This is a genomic window from Bacteroides sp. AR20, assembly GCF_964250605.1.
Classification (GTDB): Bacteria; Bacteroidota; Bacteroidia; order Bacteroidales; family Bacteroidaceae; genus Bacteroides; species Bacteroides uniformis.
In genome coordinates, this window is the sequence record NZ_CAXUGK010000006.1 from 107,497 (window position 1) to 130,994 (window position 23,498).

The 23,498-nt window shown below is 46.8% G+C and carries 12 protein-coding genes and 1 pseudogene; 9 read left to right on the top strand and 4 right to left on the bottom strand.

Annotated elements, in window-relative coordinates; all coding sequences use genetic code 11:
* The first annotated feature begins 76 nt into the window (after window positions 1-76).
* Window positions 77-3,334 (top strand): S41 family peptidase, encoded by a 3,258-nt coding sequence (locus tag ACESTD_RS05340; protein WP_373158712.1) that lies wholly within the window; start codon window positions 77-79, stop codon window positions 3,332-3,334.
* A 1,524-nt stretch (window positions 3,335-4,858) separates the two neighbouring features.
* On the opposite strand, the pseudogene ACESTD_RS05345 reads toward ACESTD_RS05340, so the two are convergent.
* The 3 genes and pseudogenes from ACESTD_RS05345 to ACESTD_RS05355 all read right to left on the bottom strand — a co-directional run.
* Window positions 4,859-5,968: pseudogene (locus tag ACESTD_RS05345) on the bottom strand (glycoside hydrolase family 105 protein); the annotation flags it as partial.
* A 124-nt stretch (window positions 5,969-6,092) separates the two neighbouring features.
* Window positions 6,093-7,709 carry a RagB/SusD family nutrient uptake outer membrane protein gene (locus ACESTD_RS05350; protein WP_009037857.1) on the bottom strand — a complete coding sequence of 539 codons (1,617 nt, stop codon included), beginning with the start codon at window positions 7,707-7,709 and terminating at the stop codon, window positions 6,093-6,095.
* 21 nt (window positions 7,710-7,730) lie between these two features.
* Window positions 7,731-10,970 carry a TonB-dependent receptor gene (locus ACESTD_RS05355; RefSeq protein WP_373158713.1) on the bottom strand — a complete coding sequence of 1,080 codons (3,240 nt, stop codon included), beginning with the start codon at window positions 10,968-10,970 and terminating at the stop codon, window positions 7,731-7,733.
* Between the two features lie 238 nt (window positions 10,971-11,208).
* Between ACESTD_RS05355 and ACESTD_RS05360 the strand changes: the two genes are divergently transcribed.
* From ACESTD_RS05360 to ACESTD_RS05395, 8 genes are all read left to right on the top strand, one after another.
* Window positions 11,209-12,441 (top strand): site-specific integrase, encoded by a 1,233-nt coding sequence (locus ACESTD_RS05360; RefSeq protein WP_143919418.1) that lies wholly within the window; start codon window positions 11,209-11,211, stop codon window positions 12,439-12,441.
* A 116-nt stretch (window positions 12,442-12,557) separates the two neighbouring features.
* Window positions 12,558-12,848, top strand: a complete 291-nt coding sequence (locus ACESTD_RS05365; RefSeq protein ID WP_240058556.1) for a hypothetical protein — start codon at window positions 12,558-12,560, stop codon at window positions 12,846-12,848.
* A gap of 257 nt (window positions 12,849-13,105) precedes the next feature.
* Window positions 13,106-13,459 (top strand): helix-turn-helix domain-containing protein, encoded by a 354-nt coding sequence (locus ACESTD_RS05370; RefSeq protein ID WP_143919417.1) that lies wholly within the window; start codon window positions 13,106-13,108, stop codon window positions 13,457-13,459.
* Entirely contained in the window at window positions 13,449-14,525 is a 1,077-nt protein-coding gene (locus ACESTD_RS05375) for an AAA family ATPase (protein ID WP_143919416.1), read from the top strand. Before ACESTD_RS05370 ends, ACESTD_RS05375 begins: the two co-directional genes overlap by 11 nt.
* A 208-nt stretch (window positions 14,526-14,733) precedes the next feature.
* Complete coding sequence (locus tag ACESTD_RS05380; RefSeq protein ID WP_143919415.1) at window positions 14,734-15,696, top strand: toprim domain-containing protein; 963 nt, start codon at window positions 14,734-14,736, stop codon at window positions 15,694-15,696.
* A 241-nt stretch (window positions 15,697-15,937) separates the two neighbouring features.
* The gene (gene mobV, locus ACESTD_RS05385; protein ID WP_272219037.1) at window positions 15,938-17,251 is read left to right on the top strand and encodes a MobV family relaxase; all 1,314 of its coding nucleotides are present in this window, start codon (window positions 15,938-15,940) and stop codon (window positions 17,249-17,251) included.
* A gap of 343 nt (window positions 17,252-17,594) precedes the next feature.
* Window positions 17,595-18,053, top strand: coding sequence for a lipocalin family protein (locus ACESTD_RS05390; protein WP_143919413.1), 459 nt, complete (start codon window positions 17,595-17,597; stop codon window positions 18,051-18,053).
* A 114-nt stretch (window positions 18,054-18,167) separates the two neighbouring features.
* Window positions 18,168-21,794, top strand: a complete 3,627-nt coding sequence (locus ACESTD_RS05395) for a leucine-rich repeat protein (protein WP_143919412.1) — start codon at window positions 18,168-18,170, stop codon at window positions 21,792-21,794.
* 606 nt (window positions 21,795-22,400) lie between these two features.
* Here ACESTD_RS05395 and ACESTD_RS05400 read toward each other — a convergent pair.
* Complete coding sequence (locus tag ACESTD_RS05400; RefSeq protein ID WP_008664214.1) at window positions 22,401-23,420, bottom strand: FecR family protein; 1,020 nt, start codon at window positions 23,418-23,420, stop codon at window positions 22,401-22,403.
* Between the last annotated feature and the right edge of the window lie 78 nt (window positions 23,421-23,498).

Genomic DNA, 23,498 nt, shown 5'->3' on the forward strand with positions numbered 1-23,498 from the left:
ATAAGCAAACCTCACGGTCTTTTTCCGAAAGGAAAAGTCGTGAGGTTTTTTTTATTCTCCAAAAACAAGAATCATTATGAAAAAACTACTATTAGGTATTGCTGCCGTTTGCCTGGCTGGTTTTACTTTTGCGCAGGATGCTCCGCTGTGGATGCGTCATAGTGTCATCTCTCCCGATGGGACCACCATTGCTTTTACGTATAAAGGAGACATCTATACGGTGCCGGTTGCCGGTGGACGTGCCATGCAGATAACTACCAATCCCGCATATGATACGGCTCCGGTATGGAGTCCGGACAGTAAGCGGATTGCTTTTGCTTCGGACCGTATGGGAAGCCTGGACGTCTACATTGTGGCCAAAGACGGAGGCGAACCACGACGGCTGACTACCCACTCGGGAAGCGAAACGCCGCTTGCTTTTACAGATGCCGGACATGTCTTGTTCTCTGCGGGCATCATGCCGTCTGCCGAGGCTGTTGTCTTTCCCTCTAACGGGCAGTTCAACCAGGTCTATCGAGTATCAGTGGAGGGAGGGCGCCCGACGATGATTTCGTCCATGCCTATGGAGTGCATCTCCATCAATAAGGAGGGAGCGATGTTGTATCAAGATAAGAAAGGTTACGAGGACTACTGGCGTAAACATCACGTATCGCCCATTGCCCGTGACATCTGGATGTATACTCCGGGAAAAGAACCGCAGTACCGCCAGCTGACCACTTTCGGAGGAGAAGACCGTGAACCGGTTTGGGCTCCTGATGGAAAAACATTCTACTATCTGAGTGAGGAAAACGGCTCTTTCAATATCTACCGACGTACTCCCGGAGATGCGAAGGCCGTGCAGTTGACGCACTATACCAAAAATCCGGTACGCTATCTCAGTGCCGCTACGGACGGAAGGTTGTGCTATGGATTTGATGGTGAGATTTACACCCTGCTTCCCGGTGGAGAAGCGCAAAAGGTGAACATCAGCATTGTTTCCGACAGAAACGACAAGGACATTATCCGCCAGATTAAGAGTAGCGGTGCCATGGAAATGGCAGTGTCTCCGGATGGTAAGGAAGTGGCTTTCGTTTTGCGCGGCGATGTCTACGTCACTTCAGTGGAATATAAGACTACGAAGCAGATAACGAATACTCCTTGTCAGGAACGTACCGTAGACTTTGCCCCCGATGGGCGGACACTGGTTTATGCTTCCGAACGTGGCGGGCTTTGGCAACTTTACACTTCGACGATTGTGCGTAAGAATGAAAAGCTGTTTACCTATGCCACAGAGCTGAAGGAAGAACGCTTGACAAACTCGGATGCCGCTTCTTTCCAACCCCAATACAGCCCTGACGGTAAAGAGATTGCCTTTCTCGAAAACCGCAGCACCATCCGTGTCATCAATTTGAAAACAAAGGATGTGCGTACCGTTATGGATGGCAAGTATCAATACTCTTATTCGGACGGTGACCAGTGGTTTCAGTGGAGTCCGGACAGCAAATGGATTCTTTCGGACTATATCGGTGTAGGTGGATGGAACAACAAAGATGTTGTGCTGCTGAATGCCGATGGCAAGGGTGAAATGGTGAACCTGACCGAGAGCGGATACAACGATGGCAATGCCAAATGGGTATTGGGTGGAAAAGCCATGATTTGGACCAGTGACCGTGCGGGGTATCGCAGCCACGGCAGTTGGGGAGCCGAAGACGATACTTATATCATGTTCTTTGATGCTGAAGCATACGACCGTTTTTTGATGAACAAGGAAGAAACCGCTTTACTCGAGGAAGCGGAGAAGGCAGAGAAGGAAAAAGCCGGGAAGAAAGACGAAAAGGATGCCAAGAAGAAAAAAGAGGATGCCGACAAAGATAAGGAGAAAAAGGTAGAGCCGTTAAAGTTCGACCTCGCAAACCGCTTTGACCGTATTGTACGCCTGACCGTCAACTCCTCGCATATGGCAGATGCCATGCTTTCTGCTAAAGGGGATAAACTCTATTATCTTTCTGTTTTCGAGGATGGGTACGATCTTTGGGAACACAATCTGAAAGAGAATGTTACAAAAGTTCTTTTGAAGAAAGTAGGTGCAGGCGCTTTGCAGCTTGACAAGGAAGGGAAGAATATCTTCCTTTGTGCCCGCGACGGAATGAAGAAGATAGAGATTGAAGGCAGCAAGATTTCTCCAATTGAATTTGAGGCTTTCTTCGATTACCGCCCTTATGGTGAGCGTGAATATATCTTCGACCACATCTGGCAGCAGGTAAATGATAAGTTCTATGTGGCAGACTTGCAAGGTACGGACTGGAATGGATACAAAGAAACTTATAAGCGCTTCTTGCCGTATATCAACAATAACTACGATTTTGCGGAAATGCTGAGTGAGATGCTGGGTGAATTGAACGGTTCTCATACGGGAGCGCGTTATTATGCTTCGGGCGCAGCACTTCCTACGGCTGCTTTGGGAGTGTTCTATGATGAAGCTTATGCGGGCGATGGATTGAAGATTAAAGAAATTATAGCTCAGAGTCCATTGACGAAGAAAAAGACGGATGTCAAGCCGGGCTGTATTATCGAGAAAGTGGATGGTGTTGCCATTAAGGCTGGCGCTGATTATTTCCCGTTACTCGAAGGTAAGGCAGGCCGCAAGGTGATTCTCTCGGTCTATGATCCTGTTACCGGAAAGCGGTTTGAAGAAACCTTGAAGCCCATATCTTACGGTGCCCAGAATGAGCTGTTGTATAAGCGCTGGGTGGAAAACTGCCGCAAGAAGGTGGATGAATATTCCGGCGGACGCATTGCTTATATTCACATCAAAGGTATGGATAGTCCGAGCTTCCGTAAGATTTACTCCGATTTGTTGAGCGAAAGCAGTCGTAAGAAAGAGGCTGTTGTGGTGGATACCCGCCATAACGGAGGCGGGTGGCTGCACGAACAAGTAGCGACGTTACTTAGCGGCAAGGAGTATGAACGCTTTGTGCCGCGTGGCCAGTACATCGGCAGCGATCCTTTTGACAGATGGCTGAAACCTTCGTGTATGCTGGTTTGCGAGGATAATTACAGCAATGCCCACGGTACTCCTTTTGTGTACAAGACGTTGGGTATCGGTAAGCTGATAGGTGCTCCCGTGGCAGGAACCATGACTGCTGTCTGGTGGGAAAGCCAGATCGATCCAAGTATTGTATTCGGTATTCCGCAGGTAGGTTGCATGGATATGCAGGGCAACTATCTGGAGAACCGCACGTTGCAGCCTGATATCCTGGTCTATAATGAACCGGAAGCTGTTTTGAAGGGAGAAGATGCACAGCTGAAAGCGGCGGTGGACCACTTGCTGAAGAGGTTGCCGCAAAAGAAATAGATGGATTGGACTTTATAAACAAGAGGCTGAATTCAATCTTGAATTCAGCCTCTTGTTTATAAAGTCGATGGGGTGTCTTATTTATTTTACAGTTACTTCTGACAGTTTTAACCAACCAGAATTAGTGAAGGTTCCCTTGGCAGAGATATCCAGCCCCTTAACATTGCTTCCATTGCCTTTGGTTGTATCGACTAAAGCTACTGCCCAGGTATAGGTTCCTTTTTTTACCCCGTGAAGTTTGGGAGTGAACTCATAGGAAGTGGGATAGCCTTTTATCCAGACGGATAAATCAGTATTGTTGTCCAGATAAGAGTAGACTACTTGATTGTCTTGGTTCAATAATGCGAAAGCTACTTTATACTTTTGGTTCCATTGTGGTATATTGGTTGGGCAATATCCCCAGCCTAAGTTATTCCAGCGATGTACTATCTTTATTCTTGAACCACTCTTCATTTCTTTGGGAACTACAATGGAATCGGGATATAAACGATAACCTCCTTCGGAGATGAAACGCTTAACCAAAGGATAGGCATCACGGAACCAACTCATGGTTTCGTCTCCTACACGGAAATCCATCATGTTGACATGAGCTTCCTGACCGTCTTCAAATTCTCCGATACGCACATCTTTGGCTGTTTTGTAACCGCTCGGGTCATTGTGATAAGGGTGCTTGTTCACAATCCATCCACCTTCCAGTAGAACCGGGCGTTTCATAATCCAAGGTTTCACATAGTTTCGCTCCCACTGGCCGTAATACTCTCTCATTCCGAAAGCATCATGACGTAAGGAAAAGCCTTTCTCGCAAGCGCTGTCCAACAAGCGTTTACTATCGGGATCAAAATTCTCCTCACCTGCCCAGTCTTTGCCTGCACCCATCCAACGATGGTAGTTGATAACTAAAGGTACTTTGGTGAAGTGTTTGACGTAGAGGTCTGTAATCCAATTGAACACAGCTTCCCGGTTCTTGGGGTCAATGTACTTCATAGTGTGTGCCTCACCCCATTTGCCAAGACCGTAGCCGTCTATAAATTCCACCAGGTCAGGGTCATTGTATTTTTGGGCAAATGCTTCTATGAACTTTGCATATTTCTCCTGGAAGATAGGGTCATCAGGATAGGGAGAGCGTTTTCCATTGTCTGTATAGTATTTGGCTCCTGCATCGAATACATAGGCCGGAGTGGCTTCATTTTTTCGGTCGCGGCTGTCGACAACTACACGGAAAGAGAGACGCATACCTCTGTCGAGTGCCCCTTGAATTACTTTTTTCAACTTTTCGTTGGTATCCCAGCCGTAGACTCCTTCGGCGGGATTGAAGGTACTCCAATGCGTACGGATATAGAGTGTGCGTGCATAATCGGAGATTTTCACGGTTGTTCCTTTTTCCGGTACATAGATATGGTCGTATTTCTTCCAGAAGTCATCGCTGACATTCTCATTTGCATAAACAACCCAACCACTTAAAGGGTTTCCCTGCATGGTTTTTCTGTCTGGCCAGATTTTTATATAATCAGCTTCCGTATCTACAGCCATCTTGTATATCTGGCATCCTGCTGCAAGAAACGCACCGACACCGTAAACTTCTGTCATGTCACGCGTCACTTTACGGGGGTCGGCACCGATAGGCTGTACCCAGCCAAGTTTACCGCTTGCATCTACAGCATCGGTCAGTGCCTTCCAGCCTTTTATAATGACTGGCATGAAATCGTCTTCATTCAAGAGTCCCGCATTTACGCCATAGGCCAACGCATATACAAAGAAACCGGTGGAACTGGTTTCGGGAGAAGGATAAGAAGCCGGATCCAGAAGGCTGGCATGCCAATAACCGTCTTCGTTCTGCAATCCGGCGATACGTGTGCATAACCGGATAAACAGTTCTTCGTAATAAGCGCGTTCCATCAAGCCTTTGGGCAACTCCTGCAATACTTCTGCCAGACCGGCCAGTACCCAGGCATTTCCACGTCCCCAGAACACCTTTTTGCCATTGGCTTCTTTTTTACCGAAATAATGCCAATCGCGGTAGAAAAGGTTCTCTTCCTTATCGAATAGGTATTCGTAGGTAGCCCGGTATTCATTGTCCATGAATTGGAGGTATTTCCGGTTGTTGGTTTCACGGTATAGCTTGGCATAAACCGGGGGGGCCATAAACAAGGCATCACACCAGGTCCAGCGTTCTAGGGTTTTGTTGTCACCATACTCCAGTTTGAATGTACCGTTGGATGGATGGTTGACAATCCATTCCGTACGTGCCAGGGTAGGAGCCAGTATTTCCTCTTTTTTATATTTACGGTATAAGTCAATGAATGATTGGGAAACGGTTATATCGTCTGCATGGTACAACCGCTGATGGGGTTGCCAGCAGTTTCGTCTTCCTATTTTATAGAGCCATTGATAGTAGGTGCTGTCATTGTACTCCTCTTCTGCCAGTTTAGCCCAATCTACCATACCTACATAAAGTGCTCCATTGGTCCAATCCAGGTCGTGGTGTTCGTGGGCAGTGTTAGGATTGGAAATTTGCCAGTCTGCCACTTGCTTCATTTTCTCTTTTACTTCCTTTTTGCTGAATGGCACTTGTGCCATGATTGCCATACTGATAAACAGAAAGGCTGCTGCTGTTAATTGTCTGTGTATCTTCATGATTGTTTATTGATAAAATTAAGGGAATTGCCTTTGTTCTCAATGGACGCGGACAATTCCCTTTATGAGAATCTTGAAAACTATCTTTTTACCTTTATTCGTGTTTTATTTTGTCTTTGTGCTGTTAATATCCTTCGTTTTGCGGGAATTCTGCACCCGTATTTGAATCGATTATGCTCTGAGGAATCGGCCATAATGTGTGGTAATCACGCATAACGGGCCCCGATTCTGTATTGTATTTGCGGGTACGCTCCAATAATTTGCCGGTACGGCATAAGGTAAAGCGGCGTGATTCTTCACCTACCAACTCGCGGATACGTTCGTCCAGCAAGAAGTCCATGGTCATTTCACTGTCCGTAATTTCAGGAGCATGTGCGCGACGGCGTACAACATTGATTGCTTCGCGGGCACCTGAAATATCGTTCAACCCCAACCTTGCTTCGCAGAGTAAGAGATAAGTCTCGGACAAACGGAACTTCATGCGGTCACGGTAGGAACCGGTCAAAGAAAGGTTTTCGGAACGGCCATAGAAGAATTTTGTCAGAGCCGGATAAAGACGGAAGGTGGTAAACCATGTTTCGTCTGTAATCGTGGCTTTTTTACCATAAAGGTCGGGCATGTTCTCGTTGTTGTAATACCAGTTACGTTTGATGTTGTATTCGGAATTACGAATGTCTTCTTCATCAAAGAAACCGGTATCTTCTCCAATCCACCATTTCATTGGTACCAATTGCGACAAGCCGCGGCCACCCAGTGAGTCTGCCAAAACAAAACCGGTAATTTCGAAGTATTTGGGTTCCCAGGCACGGCGTGTCCAGTCATCGGAATTTGTACCGCCACCAGTAGTGTTATATTCAAACTGCATGACCCAAATGCTTTCCATATTGCCGGATGTGCGATTTTGATTGTTTTCAACGAATAGGTCGGAGAACACATCGCCGTTTGCTTTTGCCTTTTCACCGAAGCGGTCTTCCATCAAGTGGAAATATCCGCTGTTGATGACATTCTCTGCGGCAGTTTCAGCCTTTGCATAATCACCCTGCATCAAGTAAACCTCACTTAGTAAGTGTTCTGCCGCCCATTTGGTCAGCTTGCCGACTTTTACGGCATCAGGGTCAGTAGGCAGGTTCTCGACAGCAAACTGAAGGTCTTCTACCATGTGGGCAATAACCTCTTCCTTCGGTGTACGGGTAAAATCGATTCTGAACTGATCTTGAATCTTGTCTACATAAGGAACGTCTCCATACAGATAAACCAATGTACGGTATGCATAGGCGCGGAAAAAACGTGATTCTGCCTGATAGAGCGCCTTGTCTGTGCTATTATCCCAGTTCGTGTTTATTTCCGAGTATTTCAACATCTCATTGGCTCCTGCAATCAGACTATAAGCCCAGTTCCAGTAGGAGCCTACAATACCGGTATTTGGAGTTAATGTCAAGAAACCGAACGGTTGGATAGAACCGTCTTTGGTACCCATGGTAGCAAGGTCAGTGGCAATCTGCAATGCTTCGTAAGGGCAAGCGGCATTGTGCATGAAGGCACCGTTTTCACCCCAAGTGTTGTATTCAGAGCGTGCTTCGGCATAAAGTCCGGTAGAACCTACTTCGAAACCATAGGAACTTGTATATGTGTTGTCCGGAGCTAGTTCACTTTTCAGTTTCTCATCCAGAAAGTCAGAGCAACCGGTAGCAGACAGAGCTACTAACAGAGCTAGAGTTGCTTTTGATATATAATTTTTCATTGTATATATATTTAAGTAAGTTTAGAATGATAAGTTCAGTCCAAGTACGTAGGAACGTGCAGTCGGGTAAGAGGCAAACCAACTGTTGTCATAGTTCAATACGCTGCGTATGTCACAGAATGTATAAGGATTCTCCACACTGATATTGACTCCCAAACCGCTCAGTCCCAATTTCTTTACAAAATTCTTTTCAAAATTGTATCCTAAAGTGATATTCTTTATTTGGATGTATGTAAAGTCTTTGTAATAGCTGTGTCCGTCGAAGTTGTTATATGCTGGAGAAGCATATTTGGAATTGGTGTGTTCCGGTGTCCAGTAATCGGCATTATGCAGATAGTTGTATAAGTTGTAACTCCAACTTCCGATATTGGCTTCGTTCAACTCACGTGTAACTTTGAAGGTTCCATTCAGTAGGAATGACAAGTAAAAGTTCTTGTAAGTCAATGTATTGCTCATAGACATGAGGAAGCTTGGATTCTTTGAACCGATGATAACTTTGTCATTGGAGTCAATATAACCGTTTCCGTCTGCATCTTTCACTTTGGCAGAACCTGGTTTGGCACCTTTTTGGATCTCTTTTTCTGTACCGTCTGCTGCGGTATAGGTGAATTTGTCACCTTCCTGCCAGATGCCGTCGACGTCATAGTCGTAGTAAACTCGCAAGGGTTTGCCGATGAACCATTTATTGGTGATATCATCTTTTTTGTCACCACGTAGGTCTACAATCTTGTCACGGTTCAGTGAAAAGATGATTCCGGTGCTCCATTCGAAGTCCTTATTACGTATGTTGACGGTGTTCAAGGTAAATTCAACACCTTTATTGCGTGTTTTACCCACATTATCCCAAATGGTTTTATAGCCGTTCATGATAGGAACAGTACGTTTCATCAGCAAGTCTTTTGTGTTGGCGACATACATTTCAATGTTACCGTTGATACGGCCGTTGAAGAATGAATAGTCGATACCGACGTTGAATGTTTGGGTTGTTTCCCACTTTAGATTCGGATTTCCGACACCGTCGTTGGCCAGATAAGCACCGTTGACACCTGCTCCACCGTCACCCCAGATATAGTTTGTGAGGTGCAGACGGTCCAATGTCTGATAGGGGTTGATGGCTTGGTTACCGTTAGAACCATAAGATACGCGGAGCTTCAATTGGTCCAGCCAGTTTTGTGCATTTTCCATAAAACTTTCGGAAGCAATGTTCCATGCAGCAGCCACTGACGGGAAGAATGCATACTTGTTGTTTGCACCGAAGGCAGAATAGCCGTCGGAACGTCCGGTCAGGGTCAACATATATTTTCCTGCATATGAATAATTCAAGCGAAGCATATAAGACAGCATCGAGGTTTCTGATAAACCAGAACTTACGGTTTTATTCTTTTCACCTGCATTGATGTTATGATAACTGGAATCATCGTTTACAAAACTTTCGGCACTTGACTTGGAAGTCTTTTTCTGAGTTTGTTGTACACTGAACAAACCTGTAGCGTCGAAACGGTGCTTGCCAAATTCACGATTATATTTGAGCAGATTTTCCCAAGTGTAATCCCAGTAGTGTTCATTGTTGATGCTGGCTTTTCCGCTGGCTGTTCTACCGTCTTTGGTGTCACGGCCATAGTATGTGCCGGTAAAGTCGCTACGATAGTTGTAACCAAAGGTTGTACGGGCTGAAAGACCTTTTACCGGCAACAGAATGTCAGCATAGGTGTTGATGAAGAAGTTACGTCTTGTTTGATCTTGGTCGGCATTGACATTGGCCATCGGGTTAATAATCAGGGATTGGTCCATAGGTTCTTCATAATACTTGCCGTTTTCATCTTTGTAGATACCATAAGGACTTTGCTTTACAGCATGTTCAATATTCGGGGTTATACCACCGCCATCTCTTTGAATAAATTGGGTCTGTATACCAATAGTCAGCCATTTGTTTAATACTTGTGTGACATTCAAATTGATATTGTAACGTTTCATAGCAGAATTGTAGACTACACCTTCTTGATCCAGATAGGAAACTGCCCCCATATAAGTGGTGCTTTCAGTACCTCCGGAAATGCCTACTTGATGTTCCATGGTAAATGCATTGCGGAAAATATAGTCCTGCCAGTCGTTTGTAACGCCTTTCTTGTAATTTATAAGTTCGCTGGCACTCAGAATATTCTCAGGAGCCAATTGGTCTCCGCTCCATCCATCTTTCAGGCGTGCAATGTCTTGTTTAAATGTGATGTATTCGTCTGGAGTCATCACATCAATAGTCTGTTGGGGTTGCGACATTCTGAACTGCCCTTTGTATGTAACTTGGGGTGCACCTTTCTTGCCTTTCTTTGATTGAATCAAGATAACACCATTGGAACCGCGTGAGCCGTAGATAGCTGCTGCGGAAGCATCTTTTAAGACACTAAGGCTTTCGATGATGTTTGGGTCAATATCACTCAAAGAACCATTGTAAGGAATACCGTCCAATACGATGAGCGGTGCATTGTCGGCACTTAATGAGTTTTCACCACGTACACGGAGGGTTTGGTCTGCTCCCGGTTTCGCATCACCAGTAGTTACGCTTAAGCCCGGGATTTGTCCTGCAAGACGGTCCATCAAGTTACTGCTATTTATCATGTTCAGCTTCTTCTGGTCTACTGATACCAGACCTCCAGTCAGGTCGGACTTACGTTGTGTGCCATAGCCGATTACCACGACTTCTGCCAGTGTTTTACTGTCTTCCACTAACTTTACGGTACTGTTTCTACCAACTTTTACAGTCTGTGTCACATAACCGATATAGGAAATTTTGAGATTACTCCCTGCCGGTGCGTTGATCGTGTATTTTCCGTCAAGATCTGTGATGACACCAGTATTGGTTCCTTCCACCATGACATTTGCTCCGATAATTGGTTCACCACTTTCGTCAATTACTGTACCAGAGATGTTCTGTGGTTGCCCGGATATTGCCTTGTTATTCTTTCCGGTATATAAAATAATGTGTGTTGCGTCGATTTCAAATTTAACATTGGTCCCTTTCAATAAGGCTGCTATTGTCTTATTAATAGTTGCATTCTTAACATTTAGGCTGACTTTCTGTTTGATGTCTATTTGCTGCGATTCATAGAAGAAAGTGTATCCGCTTTGCTTTTCCACTTTTGGCATAGCCTCTGATAATGGGATATTTGTGAACTTCAGTGTGATCAGTTTCTCTTTCTTTTGTGCAGAAACCGGGGCACATAGAAGTACCAGTATAAGAATGATGAGTTGTTTTCTTATATCCATAATTGTCTTAAATTTAAAGATTAATGTAGGTGTTTACATTGTGTTAAAATAAGCCCATTTTTATTTATTTTCCACTATTTGGTCTATATACGCAAATCTCTGTATTATAGTGCATTTTAGCAAATTTTCAGTCTCAATAATTTGCATCGTTTTCCGATAATCTCTATTTTTGTATGCAAATCGTATGCACATATATTTGCATACAGACCAAGTAAAGAACCATCAAAAACGGCAGATTATGTACAAGTATTCAAAGGATGGAATTTCGGTGCTGTCGGTACTGGACGCACGCAGGGCGAAGAAAAGCGGCTTGTTCCCCGTGAAGATACAAGTCATACACAACCGCAGGCAGAAATACTATTCCACGGGGCAGGAGCTGTCAAAGGAGGATTGGGCGAACCTTGCGGAAAGCAAGAGCCGCAGGCTCACGGAGGCACGCTCGAACATAGAGAACAGCTTCTCAATCATCAAGGGGCAGGTGGAGGCACTCGCCGAACGTGGAGATTTCGCGTTTGACCTTTTGAGTGTCCGGCTGGGCAGATGCTCCACCGCGACAGTGAACGCCGCGATAAAGGCGAAGACGGAAGAGTTGAAACGTAACGGGCAGGCGGGTACGTACCGCAGCTATCATGCACTGCTGACGGCGGTGGAGGAGTTTGCAGGGAAAGACATTCCGTTTTCTGCCGTCACGGTGGACTGGCTGAACCGCTGCGGTAGATTCTGGACGGGCCAAAAGAAAAGCAAGTCCACGCTCAGCGTCTATTTCAAGATGCTCAAGGCGATAATGAACCGGGCAAAGGCGGACGGCATAATAAAGGAGGCGCACTTCCCGTTCGGCAGGAACAGGTTCGAGATACCCTCAGCCGAAGGCAGGAAGCTGGCACTCACGCTGGAACAGATAAAGAGGCTCGTCACCTATACCGACGGGAGGGAGGAAACCGAGCTTTACCGGGATATGTGGTTCTTCTCCTACCTCTGCAACGGCATCAACTTCCGGGACATGCTCTATCTTACTTACGGAAACATCGTGGACGGTGAAATCTGTTTTGTCAGGGCAAAGACGATGAATACTTCCAAGCAAGTGCGTACCATACGTGCGGTGCTCACCCCCGAGATGCGGAAAATCATGGACCGCTGGGGCAACCCCGACGACGGAAACCCCGGCACGCTCATCTTCAAGTTCGCCACGGGGAAGGAGGACGGCTTCGCCACCAAGCACCTTGTCGATACGGTCATACAGAAATGCAACAAGGTATTGGGCAGGATAGCCGAGGCGGTGGGTCTGCCCCCCGTGACCACGTATTCGGCCCGGCACTCGTTCGCCACCGTGCTCAAGCGCAGCGGGACGAACATCTCCTACATATCCGAAAGTCTGGGGCACTCCAACCTTGCCATAACGGAGAACTACCTTGCCAGTTTCGAGCGGGACGAACGGATGAGGAACGCGCAGTTACTTACCAAATTCGACTGACCATGCCAAGAAAGAAGACCAGAGAGATAAAGATACGGCACCTCAAATGTTTCGGTGCCATATGGGAGGAGCTTTCCGGACATCCCGGGCTTGCCGGATATGAGATAACGGAGGCCGTGATACGCGTGCAGGAGCGGGTACGGCCCACCATAAACAATGTGGAGGCGGTCATCGAACGCATAAGGTTCAGCCACGCCACCCGCAAGTACAAATACCCCGTCATCCTCGGCAGGGAGATGATAGGCCAGAGCGTACTGGCAAAGATGGCGGGCGTGAGCCGCCAGACCATAGCCCGGTGGGAGGAGCTGGGCTTCATATCGCGCTCCGACATCGGGATACCGGGAGAGAAATATTTCGTAATAGAAGAAGTCATTTCCCAACTCGGAAAGTTAAAGGGTGTGAAATAATAGTACATTCCGAATCACTTGACATATGTGTGCAAAACGGTGCCATTGGAGGATTATATCCGCCTATTGCACCGTTTCCCTTTTTACCCGCCCCACGCAGTGTCACCAAAAGTCATGAAACGTCCGTAAAAGTCATATCCGTGTTAAGTTATTTGCGGTTCGATATTCGCTTTCCTTTATTCTTTCTTTGCGCCACAACCGGTTGGAACGGCTGTGACGACAGCCATAGTACAAACACCCAAAAAGAAAGGAAGAAAATGAACCAGATCATTCTTACCACGCCCGAGGAACTCCGGGCAATCGTGAGCGAGAGCGTCTCGCAGACACTGGCAGGGCTCACCCTGCCGAAGGACGAACCCGACAACCTCACGCCGGATGCGGCTGTGGGGGTACTCGAACAGCACGGGTTCCTGATTTCGAAGGCCCGCCTCTACAAGCTGACCGCCAAGGGGAACGTGCCGTTCCGCAAGTACGGAAACAAACTGCTGTTCTCCCGCAGGGAGCTGCTCGTATGGGCCGAAAGCCTCGCAAGACGTGTGAACGACAAGGGCGAGACGGCACTCGCCATCGCCAGAAGCGCAAACCGAAAACTCCGCAGCCATGGAAAGTAACGAGCGCATGGAAGAAGTGACCCGTGAGAACGCCATCATCATCTGGCAGGCCTCACGGCTGAGCATCGGCATGAAATGTGAGAAGGCTCCCGAGATACTGAAGGCGAACGGCACTGTCGTCGGCACGCTGGGCAATTTCAGCGCGTCCATCGGCAAGGCGAAAAGCAAGAAGACGTTCAACGTCTCTGCCATCGTCGCGGCGGCGTTGAAGAACGGCACGGTACTGCTGTACTCGGCGGAACTGCCCAAGGACAAGCGGAAAATCCTCTACGTTGATACCGAACAGAGCCCGTACCATTGTCTCAAGGTGATGGAACGCATCCTGCGCATGGCAGACCTGCCGACCGACCGGGACAGCGAGCACCTCGAATTTCTCGCCCTGCGCAAGTACACCCCGAAAGAACGCATCGCGGCTGTGGAGCAGGCCATCTACAATATCCCGGAACTGGGACTTGTCGTGATAGACGGCATCCGCGACATGGTGTACGACATCAACAGCCCCGGCGAATCCACGCGCATCATCTCCAAGCTGATGCAGTGGACGGACGACCGCCAGATACACATCCACACGATACTGCACCAGAACAAGGGCGACGAGAACGCACGCGGGCACATCGGCACGGAACTGAACAACAAGGCCGAGACGGTGCTGCTGGTGGAGAAGGACAAGGGCGACGCCGACACCAGCCGGGTGTCGGCCATGCACATCCGGGCGATGGACTTCGAGCCGTTCGCCTTCCGCATCAATGACAGGGCACTTCCCGAACTGGTGGAGAACTATGCCCCGCAGGAGAGGAAAGCCGGAAGACCGCAGCAGGAGCCGTTCGACGCGTACAGGCACATCACGGAGCAACAGCACCGCATCGCGCTGGAGGCGGCATTCGCACTGAAAAGCGAATACGGCTACAAGGAGCTGGAGGACGCGCTGATAAATGCCTATGCCGCCGTCGGCGTGAAGTTGAACCACCACAAGGCGGTATCACTCATCACCACGCTGCGCAACAAGCGGATGATAGTGCAGGAGAACGGCAGGAAATACACCTTCATGCCCGACTTCCACTATTAGCCCGGCTGCGGAAAAACGCTTCACTTTATTCACGGTGCCTATATATAAGGGAAAAGCGAAGCGGTGAGCGGACATCACGCAACCGCTTCACTTAATATCCGTATCCTATATATACGAGCATTTAAGTGAAGCCATGTATATGCCGTACCTTATATAAGAAGGTGCGGGCGAAAAACAAAAACAGTCATTCATTCAAACACTCAAACGTATGGACATTCAGACAGCGAAACAAATCGGCATAGCCGAATACCTGCACAGTCTGGGGTACTCGCCCGTAAGACGGCAGGGCGGCAACCTATGGTACAAGTCACCGCTGAGGGAGGAAACCGAGGCCTCGTTCAAGGTGAACACCGAACGTAATCTCTGGTACGACTTTGCCACCGGGAAAGGCGGCAACATCATCGCACTGGCGGCGGAACTCTACGCATCCGACCATGTGCCCTACCTTCTGGAAATGATAGCAAGGCAGGCACCGCACGTGCGCCCCGTCTCCTTCTCTTTTGGCGGGCAGACATTATCACAACCAAGCTTCCGGCAGTTGGAAGTAATGCCGCTTTCTTCCCCCGCCTTATTCTCCTATCTGCGGGAAAGGGGGATAAATACGGAACTGGCAAAAAGAGAATGCAGGGAGGTGCACTATCTGACCGACGGCAAACCCTACTTTGCCGTCGGTTTTCCCAACCGTTCGGGAGGCTACGAGATACGCAACAAGTTCTTCAAGGGCTGCATAGCCCCGAAAGACATCACCCACATACGGCAAACGGAACCGGGGGAAACCTGCTGCCTCTTCGAAGGTTTCATGGACTACCTCTCCTTCCTCACGCTGCGGCAGGAGAGGCATCCCGACCGCCCCGCCCTTGGCGGACAGGACCATATCGTGCTGAACTCGGTTTCCAACTTTTCCAAAGCCCTGCGGCCGTTGGGGGATTATGAGCGGATACACTGCTTCCTTGACAACGACCGCGCCGGGCTGGAAGCCCTGCGCGAAATCCAAAGAGAGTACGGTTCGCGTGTCCGCGACGCATCATATGTGTACAGCGGGTACAAGGACCTGAACGACTACCTGAACGGAAAAAAATTGTCACAGCAGGCGAACCCGGTACAGCAGACAAAGCAAGTACAGTGGGTGCAGCAGCCGGGCAAGAAAAAGGGGAAGGGCATCGGAATGTAACCGCACGTATCCCGCAGGCTTTTTGTACAGTGAAAAGCCATAGCTCAATAGGGCGTTTTTAGCTGCGCTTGCGCTGCGTGAAGAAAACGCCCTATTGAGGCGAGGGGCCGGCCCCTCTGCACACCCCGTTCGCCGTGAGGCATATCCGCACGGCAGGCGGAATTGTCAAACCTAAAAAGACTTTACAATGGGATATTTCTCACTCGATTTCAGAAAAGCGAAGGGGGCATCCGACAGCCGGATGTCCGACCATATCGAGCGCAGGGTGATAGCACCGAACGTCGATCCCATGCGCACGCACCTGAACCGCGAGCTCGTCCGGATGCCCGAAGGCATCAGGGAGCGTGACGACGCGATTGCCGCCCGCATCAGCAGTGCGGGCATCAGAAGGAAAATCACCCACGACCAGGTACGCGCCATCCGTGTCATGCTCTCAGGAACACATGAGGACATGATGGAAATAGAGAAAGCCGGAAGACTGGACGACTGGTGCCGGGACAGCATGGACTGGCTGTACAGGACCTTCGGGCGGGAGAACGTGGTCTCGGCGGTGCTGCACATGGACGAGCACACGCCGCACATACACGCCACGCTCGTACCGATAGTGACGGGAGAGCGCAGGAAGGCGGGGCAGAAGAAGCCGCAGGAGGGAGGGCGAACCTACCGCAAGAAGGCGAATGCCGCCCGGCTGTGTGCCGACGACGTGCTGAACCGCACCAGACTGATTGCCTACCACGACGACTATGCCAGAGTCATGGTGAAATACGGCCTGCAACGCGGGATAAGAGGTTCGGAAGCCCGGCATGTCTCCACCGCCCAGTATTACCGCGATTTGAGGCGGCAGACGGACGAACTGGAAGAGAACGTGCGACAACTCCAAGCCGAGCAGGAAGAGGCGGAAAAACGGCTGGAAACGGCCAGAAAGGAAATCAACACGCAAAAGCTGGAGGCGGTCAAGATGGAAGCAAAGACTGCCATCATAGCGAAGATGGGTTCTCTTTTGGGCAGTGGGAAAATCAAGGAGCTGGAGGCGGACAACCGCAGCTTGCAAAACGAAATAGCCGCCCGTGAAGAGAGCATAGAGGACTTGCAGGCCAGTCTGCAACGGCAGCGGGCACAGTACGGCAGGGAACTTGCCACGGTGCAGACCGACTACATCCAAAAACTGGAAAGGGAAAAGGAGCGGACGGCATATCTGCAAAAATGGACGGAGCGTGCGTGCGGCTGGTTCCCTCTTTTCGCCGACGCGATGCGCATGGAGAGGTACTGCCGTTCGGCAGGCTTCACGCCCGAGCAGACGGACCGGCTTTTCACGTTCCAGCCGTTGGAGTACAGCGGGAACCTTTACTCCGAGGAACACAAGAGAGCCCTCTCCGTGACGGGTGCCACCGCACAGATGGGAATAGAGCAGGGAGAGAGAGGGAAACGCTTTGTCCTGCGCATCAACGGGAAGAACATCCTCGACTGGTTCAGGGAGCAGTTCGAGAGGCTGCTCCGACGGATACGACCAACGATACAGCAACCGCAACGGAAAAACAAGGGATTCAAACTGTAATGATTATAAATACTTATGTGCCAACATAAAAAATGCAGGAAATATTATTGCGCTTTCTGCATTTTTCATATTTTTGCATTTGAAGAGAGGAAACTCTCTTCAAGACATTTTAGAATTTGAAGAAGCGTTATGCTTATCTTGTGGTTGGGAACCTAGGAAATTCGCAATTGTACACAAGGATAGCATAGTGGTTCTCACGCATATAGCGTGGGCTGCTATAACCATATCCGTGTACAAGGTTTTCCTAGGACCTCCAACCAGAACGTGGCATTGCAGTTCCACGCTTTGTGTTTAATAGAAAACCTTGAGGAGCTGAAAGGTGTACTTAAAAATTAGTTGTATTATGAAAAAAACTTATTTTTTATTTTTGTTGGGATTAATGTCTATTATGGCTTTCGGTTTTAGTGCATGTTCCGATGATGACGAAAAAGGCCCCGAATCTTCATCCGCCTTAATAGGTACTTGGGAAAGAATATCTTGCACTTATCAGTATAAGGAAAACGGAGAGATCGTAGATGAAGGCAAAGATGAAGGTAATGATTTGGTTGGTTTTAAATTGGTTTTCAAAGAAGATGGAACATGTAAGAGTGCTGAATACCATACAGACAAATGGGATTGGTTCGATGAAGGTAAATGGAGTTATAGTAATGGAATAATTACAATAACCGACAACAACGAATCAGAATCGATAAAAGTAAAAACATTAACAGACTCTCAATTAATAATCGAAACAACGGATAAATACACAGAAGACGGAATCTTTTATGAAGATTATGAACTCACAGAGTATCGCAAAATCTAATAGGGATTCATCTATATTTACATCAAGCGATAAGTTTTGTAATTTAACAAATAAAACTCTTCAGGAACCTGAAAGTTATTGGAATATCACAATGAAATATTAAATTCAAAAAGTATGAAACTGAAAAAAATATCTATTTTATTCATACTGTTGCCATTATGCATATTCTTTACAGCTTGCAGCAAAGAGAATGACAACGCCCCGAAACAATCTGAGAACATTATCGATTTTGAGCAGGGAAATATGAATTTTACAGAAGGAGCAGGCGAACAGACATTTTCCTTTACGACAAACACTGCATGGGTAGTAAGCGTAGCTTCCACACGGAACGGGGGAGCCCCCTGGTGCACCGTTGCCCCTACAAGCGGGAATGCAGGTAGCCACACCATAAAGGTCACCACAACTCCAAACGAAACCTATGACGACCGCAGTGTGACAGTCACTTTAAAGGCGGGTACGGAAGTCAAAAGCTTTGTGGTTTCCCAAAAACAGAAGGACGCCCTCCTGCTTACCAATGACAAGTTTGAGGTGGACCAAGCGGGAGGAACTGTCACAGTAGAAGTGAAATCCAATGTCAGCTATACCGCAACTATTGGTGAGGAATGCAAAGACTGGATAAAAGAGAGCAACAGTACCCGGGCATTGTCCACCACGACAAAAAGTTACACTGTTGCCATGAACGAAGACGGTAAAAAACGTGAGGGAAGCATAATCTTTTCAGACGGTTCCTTAACGGAAACGGTACATATCTACCAAGCCGGTGGTTCCATAATCCTTTTGAGCCAGAACGACTGTCATGTAAGCGCTTCAGGGGAAGAGATTACGGTGGAACTGAGGAGCAATTGTGATTATGAGGTCGTCATGCCTTCTGTAGATTGGATAAAGGAAACCATGACACGCGGCATGTCCAGCCACACACTGCATTATACTGTTGCACCCAATGATTCTTATGACGGTAGGAAAGCAGAAATCATATACCGTGACAAGTCCGATAGCAACATAGCTGACACGCTGACTGTCATGCAAGCGCAGAAAGATGCCATCATCATCTCAGAGAAAGAGGTGAAAGTCGGCAGTGAAGGGGGCATAGTTGAAGTGAAAATTGATGCGAATGTGGATTTTGAGATGCAGCTTCCGGATATAGAGTGGATAAGCGAGAGTTCCACCCGTGGATTGTCAACGCATAAAAAGTATTTGAAGATAGCTGAGAATACGGGTGAAACTTCGCGAACAGCAGAAGTTGTTTTCAAGAATACCACCAGCGGGATTGAAGAGGCTTTGACCATCAGCCAGTCCGCTAAGGGAAAGAGGGTGAAGGTTCATGTAGAAAAGGCGGGCACATTGTCTGACTATATTGCAGAATCAGAAAAACTGAATGTTGAGGAACTGGAAGTTTCCGGGAACTTAGGAGGAAAGGACATTGCATTTATCCGTGAAATGGCGGGAACATATAATCACGCCAACACGGAGGGGAAATTGGTTTATTTGGATATGACCGAGGCGAATATCGTAGCGGATGGAGAATATTATCTCCGCAGCTCATCAGGAAAGGAGTATTTGCCAACAGAGAACACCATTGGTGAACGTATGTTTACCAGCCGCGGTTTACAGACGATATTACTGCCTAAAAGTGTCACATCAATAGATGACAATGCTTTTTTCTCATGTCATTCTCTTAACAAAGTGGTTATCTATGATAATAGTGTGAAAACGATAGGAATGGCAGCTTTCGAGTATTGTTCCAGTCTTGCTGACATTATCCTACCAGAAGGTGTGACAACAATAGCGCGCAGTGCTTTTTGGGGTTGTTCCAGTCTTTCCCGTATTGATTTGCCAGAAGGTGTAACAACAATAGGACACAGTGCCTTTTATGGCTGTGAGAAATTGTCAAGTGTCAAGTTGCCCAATAGCCTGACCACCATTGAGGGATTCGCTTTCAGTGGCTGCAATGGACTTACCATTACTATTCCGGACAATGTGGAATCAATGAGCATGCTGACTTTTTCCGACTGTACCGGACTTGATATAACCATACCGGGGCGTTTTTTGACTAAAATAGAAAATCCGATAGGTTCTGACTGCAAAGATGTTCGCGTGACCATCGCAGAAGGAACTACGGTTATTGAAGAATATGCATTTCAGAAACGCCCGGGTATTGTCAGCGTCACGATTCCTGAAAGTGTGACATCGATAGGACATGCGGCTTTTTGGCAGTGCTCGGGACTGACCGATATCATCATTCCCAGCAGTGTAACTGAAATAGGCGATGACGCTTTTAGCGAGTGTACAAATCTTACCAATGTCACACTGCCTGATGGTCTAACTTCCATAGGGGAAGGTGTATTCTATAATTGTACCAAGCTCTCGGAAATAAATATACCGAAAAAAATCACAGCAATAAACAATGCTACATTTAGTGGTTGTGTTTCATTGCGTAACATGATTATTCCCGACAATATCCAGTCAATAGGAGTTCGTGCATTCGAGTATTGCTCCCATCTTACAATAACAATACCCGAAACTGTCACTTCAATAGGCAGCCAGGCTTTCAGGAACAATGCAGACCTTACCATCGCCATGTCCGGAAATCTTTTGGATAATGCTCTTTTCTCTGATTGTGAAAATCTAAGAATAACGTTGTCTGACGGGTCAACGTTTATCAAAGAAAGTGCATTGACCAACTGTAGCGGACTAATAGAGATCCATATTCCCAATAGCGTCTCTTCAATAGGAGCCAATGCATTCCACAATTGTACCAATCTGAAAAATATCATTATTCCTAATAAGGTGACTTCTATCGAGGAAAGAACGTTTATTGACTGCAAGGAACTTGTCAGTGTTGTTATTCCCAATAGTGTGAAATCAATCGGTACCGAGGCTTTTAATGGATGTTCAGCTTTGAAAAGCATTGTTCTTCCCGAAGGAATGACATTGATTAAGAAATGGACTTTTGCCGACTGTAGCTCCCTTGTGGATGTTACTTTGCCGAGCACAATGACCACACTGGAGTACGGTGCTTTTGAGAATTGCACCTCCCTTCGCAGTGTGACCATTCCTAATAGTGTAAATACAGTCGACGCTCCATTTTACGGTTGTTCCAGCCTTTCCGACATCAAAGTACCTGACTATCTGTATGAAACCTCCATTTTTAGTGGAACCGGTATTACCGATATCACTGTTCCGGAAGGTACAACGGTAGTCGGCAGTTTTGCAGACTGCACCAAGCTTGTTAGTATTACATTCCCGGAAGGAATCAAGGCACTTACCGACTTTTCCGGTTGCAGTAGCCTTAGAGCCATAGATATTCCGGACGGAGTGTCGGTCATCGGTCCAGGATTGTTCGAGCATTGTACTAAGCTCACCAAGGTTACCATTCCCAATAGTGTTGTTTCATTAGGATGGTTTGCTTTTCATGAATGCAGTTCTTTAACCCGCATTGTCATCCCTAATCATGTTGCGACAATAAGTGAATTTGCGTTTGCCGACTGCTCTCTTCTCACCAATGTCACATTAGGCAGTGGGGTGACTTCGATAGAAGGTTCTGCATTCCATAATACACCAATAAGACAATTGCGATGCTATGCCGTTGTTCCTCCTAAGTTGCCTGGGGTGGTTAATGGTTCTTTCAGTGCAGATTTGATAAAAGGGGCTACGCTGTATGTTCCTGCCGGAACTGGTATGGCCTATGCTGAATCAGACTGGAAGATATATTTTGAGAATATTGTTGAGATGGAAGAGTAAGCGAACACATGAAAGAAGGTGTGTCGTAATGCACGATGCACCTTCTTTGTGCGTAAAAAAAGAGGTGGGCAATTTTGACACACCTCCTTTGAATTTCTATATCTAAAAGCAAAAAAACAATATCGGGATGATACACTCTAAAAACAGCCCGCTAATTATTACAAAATGATACTGCGTACCCGACTGGTCGGTGCGGTTCTCCCATTATGCGAACAAATTCCGGTAACAAAATGACAAAACGGACACCCCACCGAAGAACAACATTTTTTTCTTTTTTCCTAAACACCTATCAGTAAAGAATAGAGTATTTGTCAAGGGCGAAGGGTAAAATACCGTATGAGCGAAACGAACACAGGAGATTTTGTACCCGGAGAGTGAAACGTTCTCTTACAAATATTTGTTTCTATTTTCTTCTAAACACGCTATGTGTATGCAAATTATATGTTGTATTAATTATATTTTATGTTTGCAAAATCGTTAAAGTTTTGAAAATAAAATAGTTATAAATACAGAAGTAATTTTGATATATTAACTTTTCGTTAATTATTAAATAATGTGCATTTCTCATTTGTTTGTTTGGCATAAGTTTTTAATTTTGTTACTGTTTCATTTTACTTTTTGTTTTGTGTCTGCAAACGAAATTGTCAACTCATTCTCTTCGTTAAAGGTATATTTCATAGGTTGGATGCGTGCCATGATGCGGAGTATTTCGTCCAGCGGTTCGCTACGCAACGTAAACGTATAGAAATATTTATTGGATAATGTAGGATCCACGTCTATCTTTATCCGATACCATTTAGAAAGCAGTTTGCAAATGTCTCCCAATGAACGGTTTCTGAATACGAGTTGTGTATTTGCCCACGAAGAGGCAAAATGTACATCATCTTTTTCTACCTTAAGTGTAAGGGTTTTCCGATTAAAAGTAGCTGTTTCGCCCGGTTTGAGGAAACGGTTCTCTGTCTCGGTTTCCAAAGAGACGGACCCTTCTACCAAACTCACCAATGTATTTTCCGAACCGGGGAATGCATCGACATTGAATTTGGTTCCGTGAACTACGATACGCATACCTTCTGTCTGCACAATAAAAGGTTTGTCAGCATCGTGTGCTACATCGAAGTAAGCTTCACCAGTTACATTTACGATACGCTCATCCTTATTCATTTGTGATCCGTATTGCAAAGAGGTCTCTGTATGCATCCATACTTCGCTTCCGTCAGGAAGGAGAACCTTAGACTTACCCGACAAATTAGAGTATAACTGCGGCATGGCTTCAGGCTGTCCGTTAAGGAATCCTATGTAGAATGAGCAACCGATGGCAACAGCTATACATGCAGCTACTGCGTAGCGGTATATCCGTTTCAGTTCGAAGCGTTTCTTTGCAGGTTTTTCAGTCTGCTTAGGCTCGCTGGCGTGCATACGGTTGACAAGTTCATTCCAATAATATTCGGTATTGGGCGTGTAGTTTTCTACATTTGCCTGAATTTTTTCCCATAACAGTTGCAATTCCTTGAATAACGCTTCGTTGTTACTGCTGCGTAACCAAGTCTCCAATTGCCGCTCTTCGTCTGCGGAAATTTCCTGTTTCAACTTAGGAATGATTAAATTCCAAGGAACACTTTTTTTCATGATCATGATGTTTTTATAGGCCTTCACTTATATGACACATCACTTGGGTTTAACCCTTATTCCAATTCCAATTATTTT

Coding starts and splice junctions, on each gene's coding strand:
- ACESTD_RS05350 (WP_009037857.1), bottom strand. CDS start 7,709: ATGAAAAATTATATATCAAAAGCAACTCTAGCTCTGTTAGTAGCTCTG.
- ACESTD_RS05355 (WP_373158713.1), bottom strand. CDS start 10,970: ATGGATATAAGAAAACAACTCATCATTCTTATACTGGTACTTCTATGT.
- ACESTD_RS05375 (WP_143919416.1), top strand. CDS start 13,449: ATGGAAAGTAACGAGCGCATGGAAGAAGTGACCCGTGAGAACGCCATC.
- ACESTD_RS05370 (WP_143919417.1), top strand. CDS start 13,106: ATGAACCAGATCATTCTTACCACGCCCGAGGAACTCCGGGCAATCGTG.
- ACESTD_RS05360 (WP_143919418.1), top strand. CDS start 11,209: ATGTACAAGTATTCAAAGGATGGAATTTCGGTGCTGTCGGTACTGGAC.
- ACESTD_RS05395 (WP_143919412.1), top strand. CDS start 18,168: ATGAAACTGAAAAAAATATCTATTTTATTCATACTGTTGCCATTATGC.
- ACESTD_RS05390 (WP_143919413.1), top strand. CDS start 17,595: ATGAAAAAAACTTATTTTTTATTTTTGTTGGGATTAATGTCTATTATG.
- ACESTD_RS05400 (WP_008664214.1), bottom strand. CDS start 23,420: ATGAAAAAAAGTGTTCCTTGGAATTTAATCATTCCTAAGTTGAAACAG.
- mobV (WP_272219037.1), top strand. CDS start 15,938: ATGTCCGACCATATCGAGCGCAGGGTGATAGCACCGAACGTCGATCCC.
- ACESTD_RS05340 (WP_373158712.1), top strand. CDS start 77: ATGAAAAAACTACTATTAGGTATTGCTGCCGTTTGCCTGGCTGGTTTT.
- ACESTD_RS05380 (WP_143919415.1), top strand. CDS start 14,734: ATGGACATTCAGACAGCGAAACAAATCGGCATAGCCGAATACCTGCAC.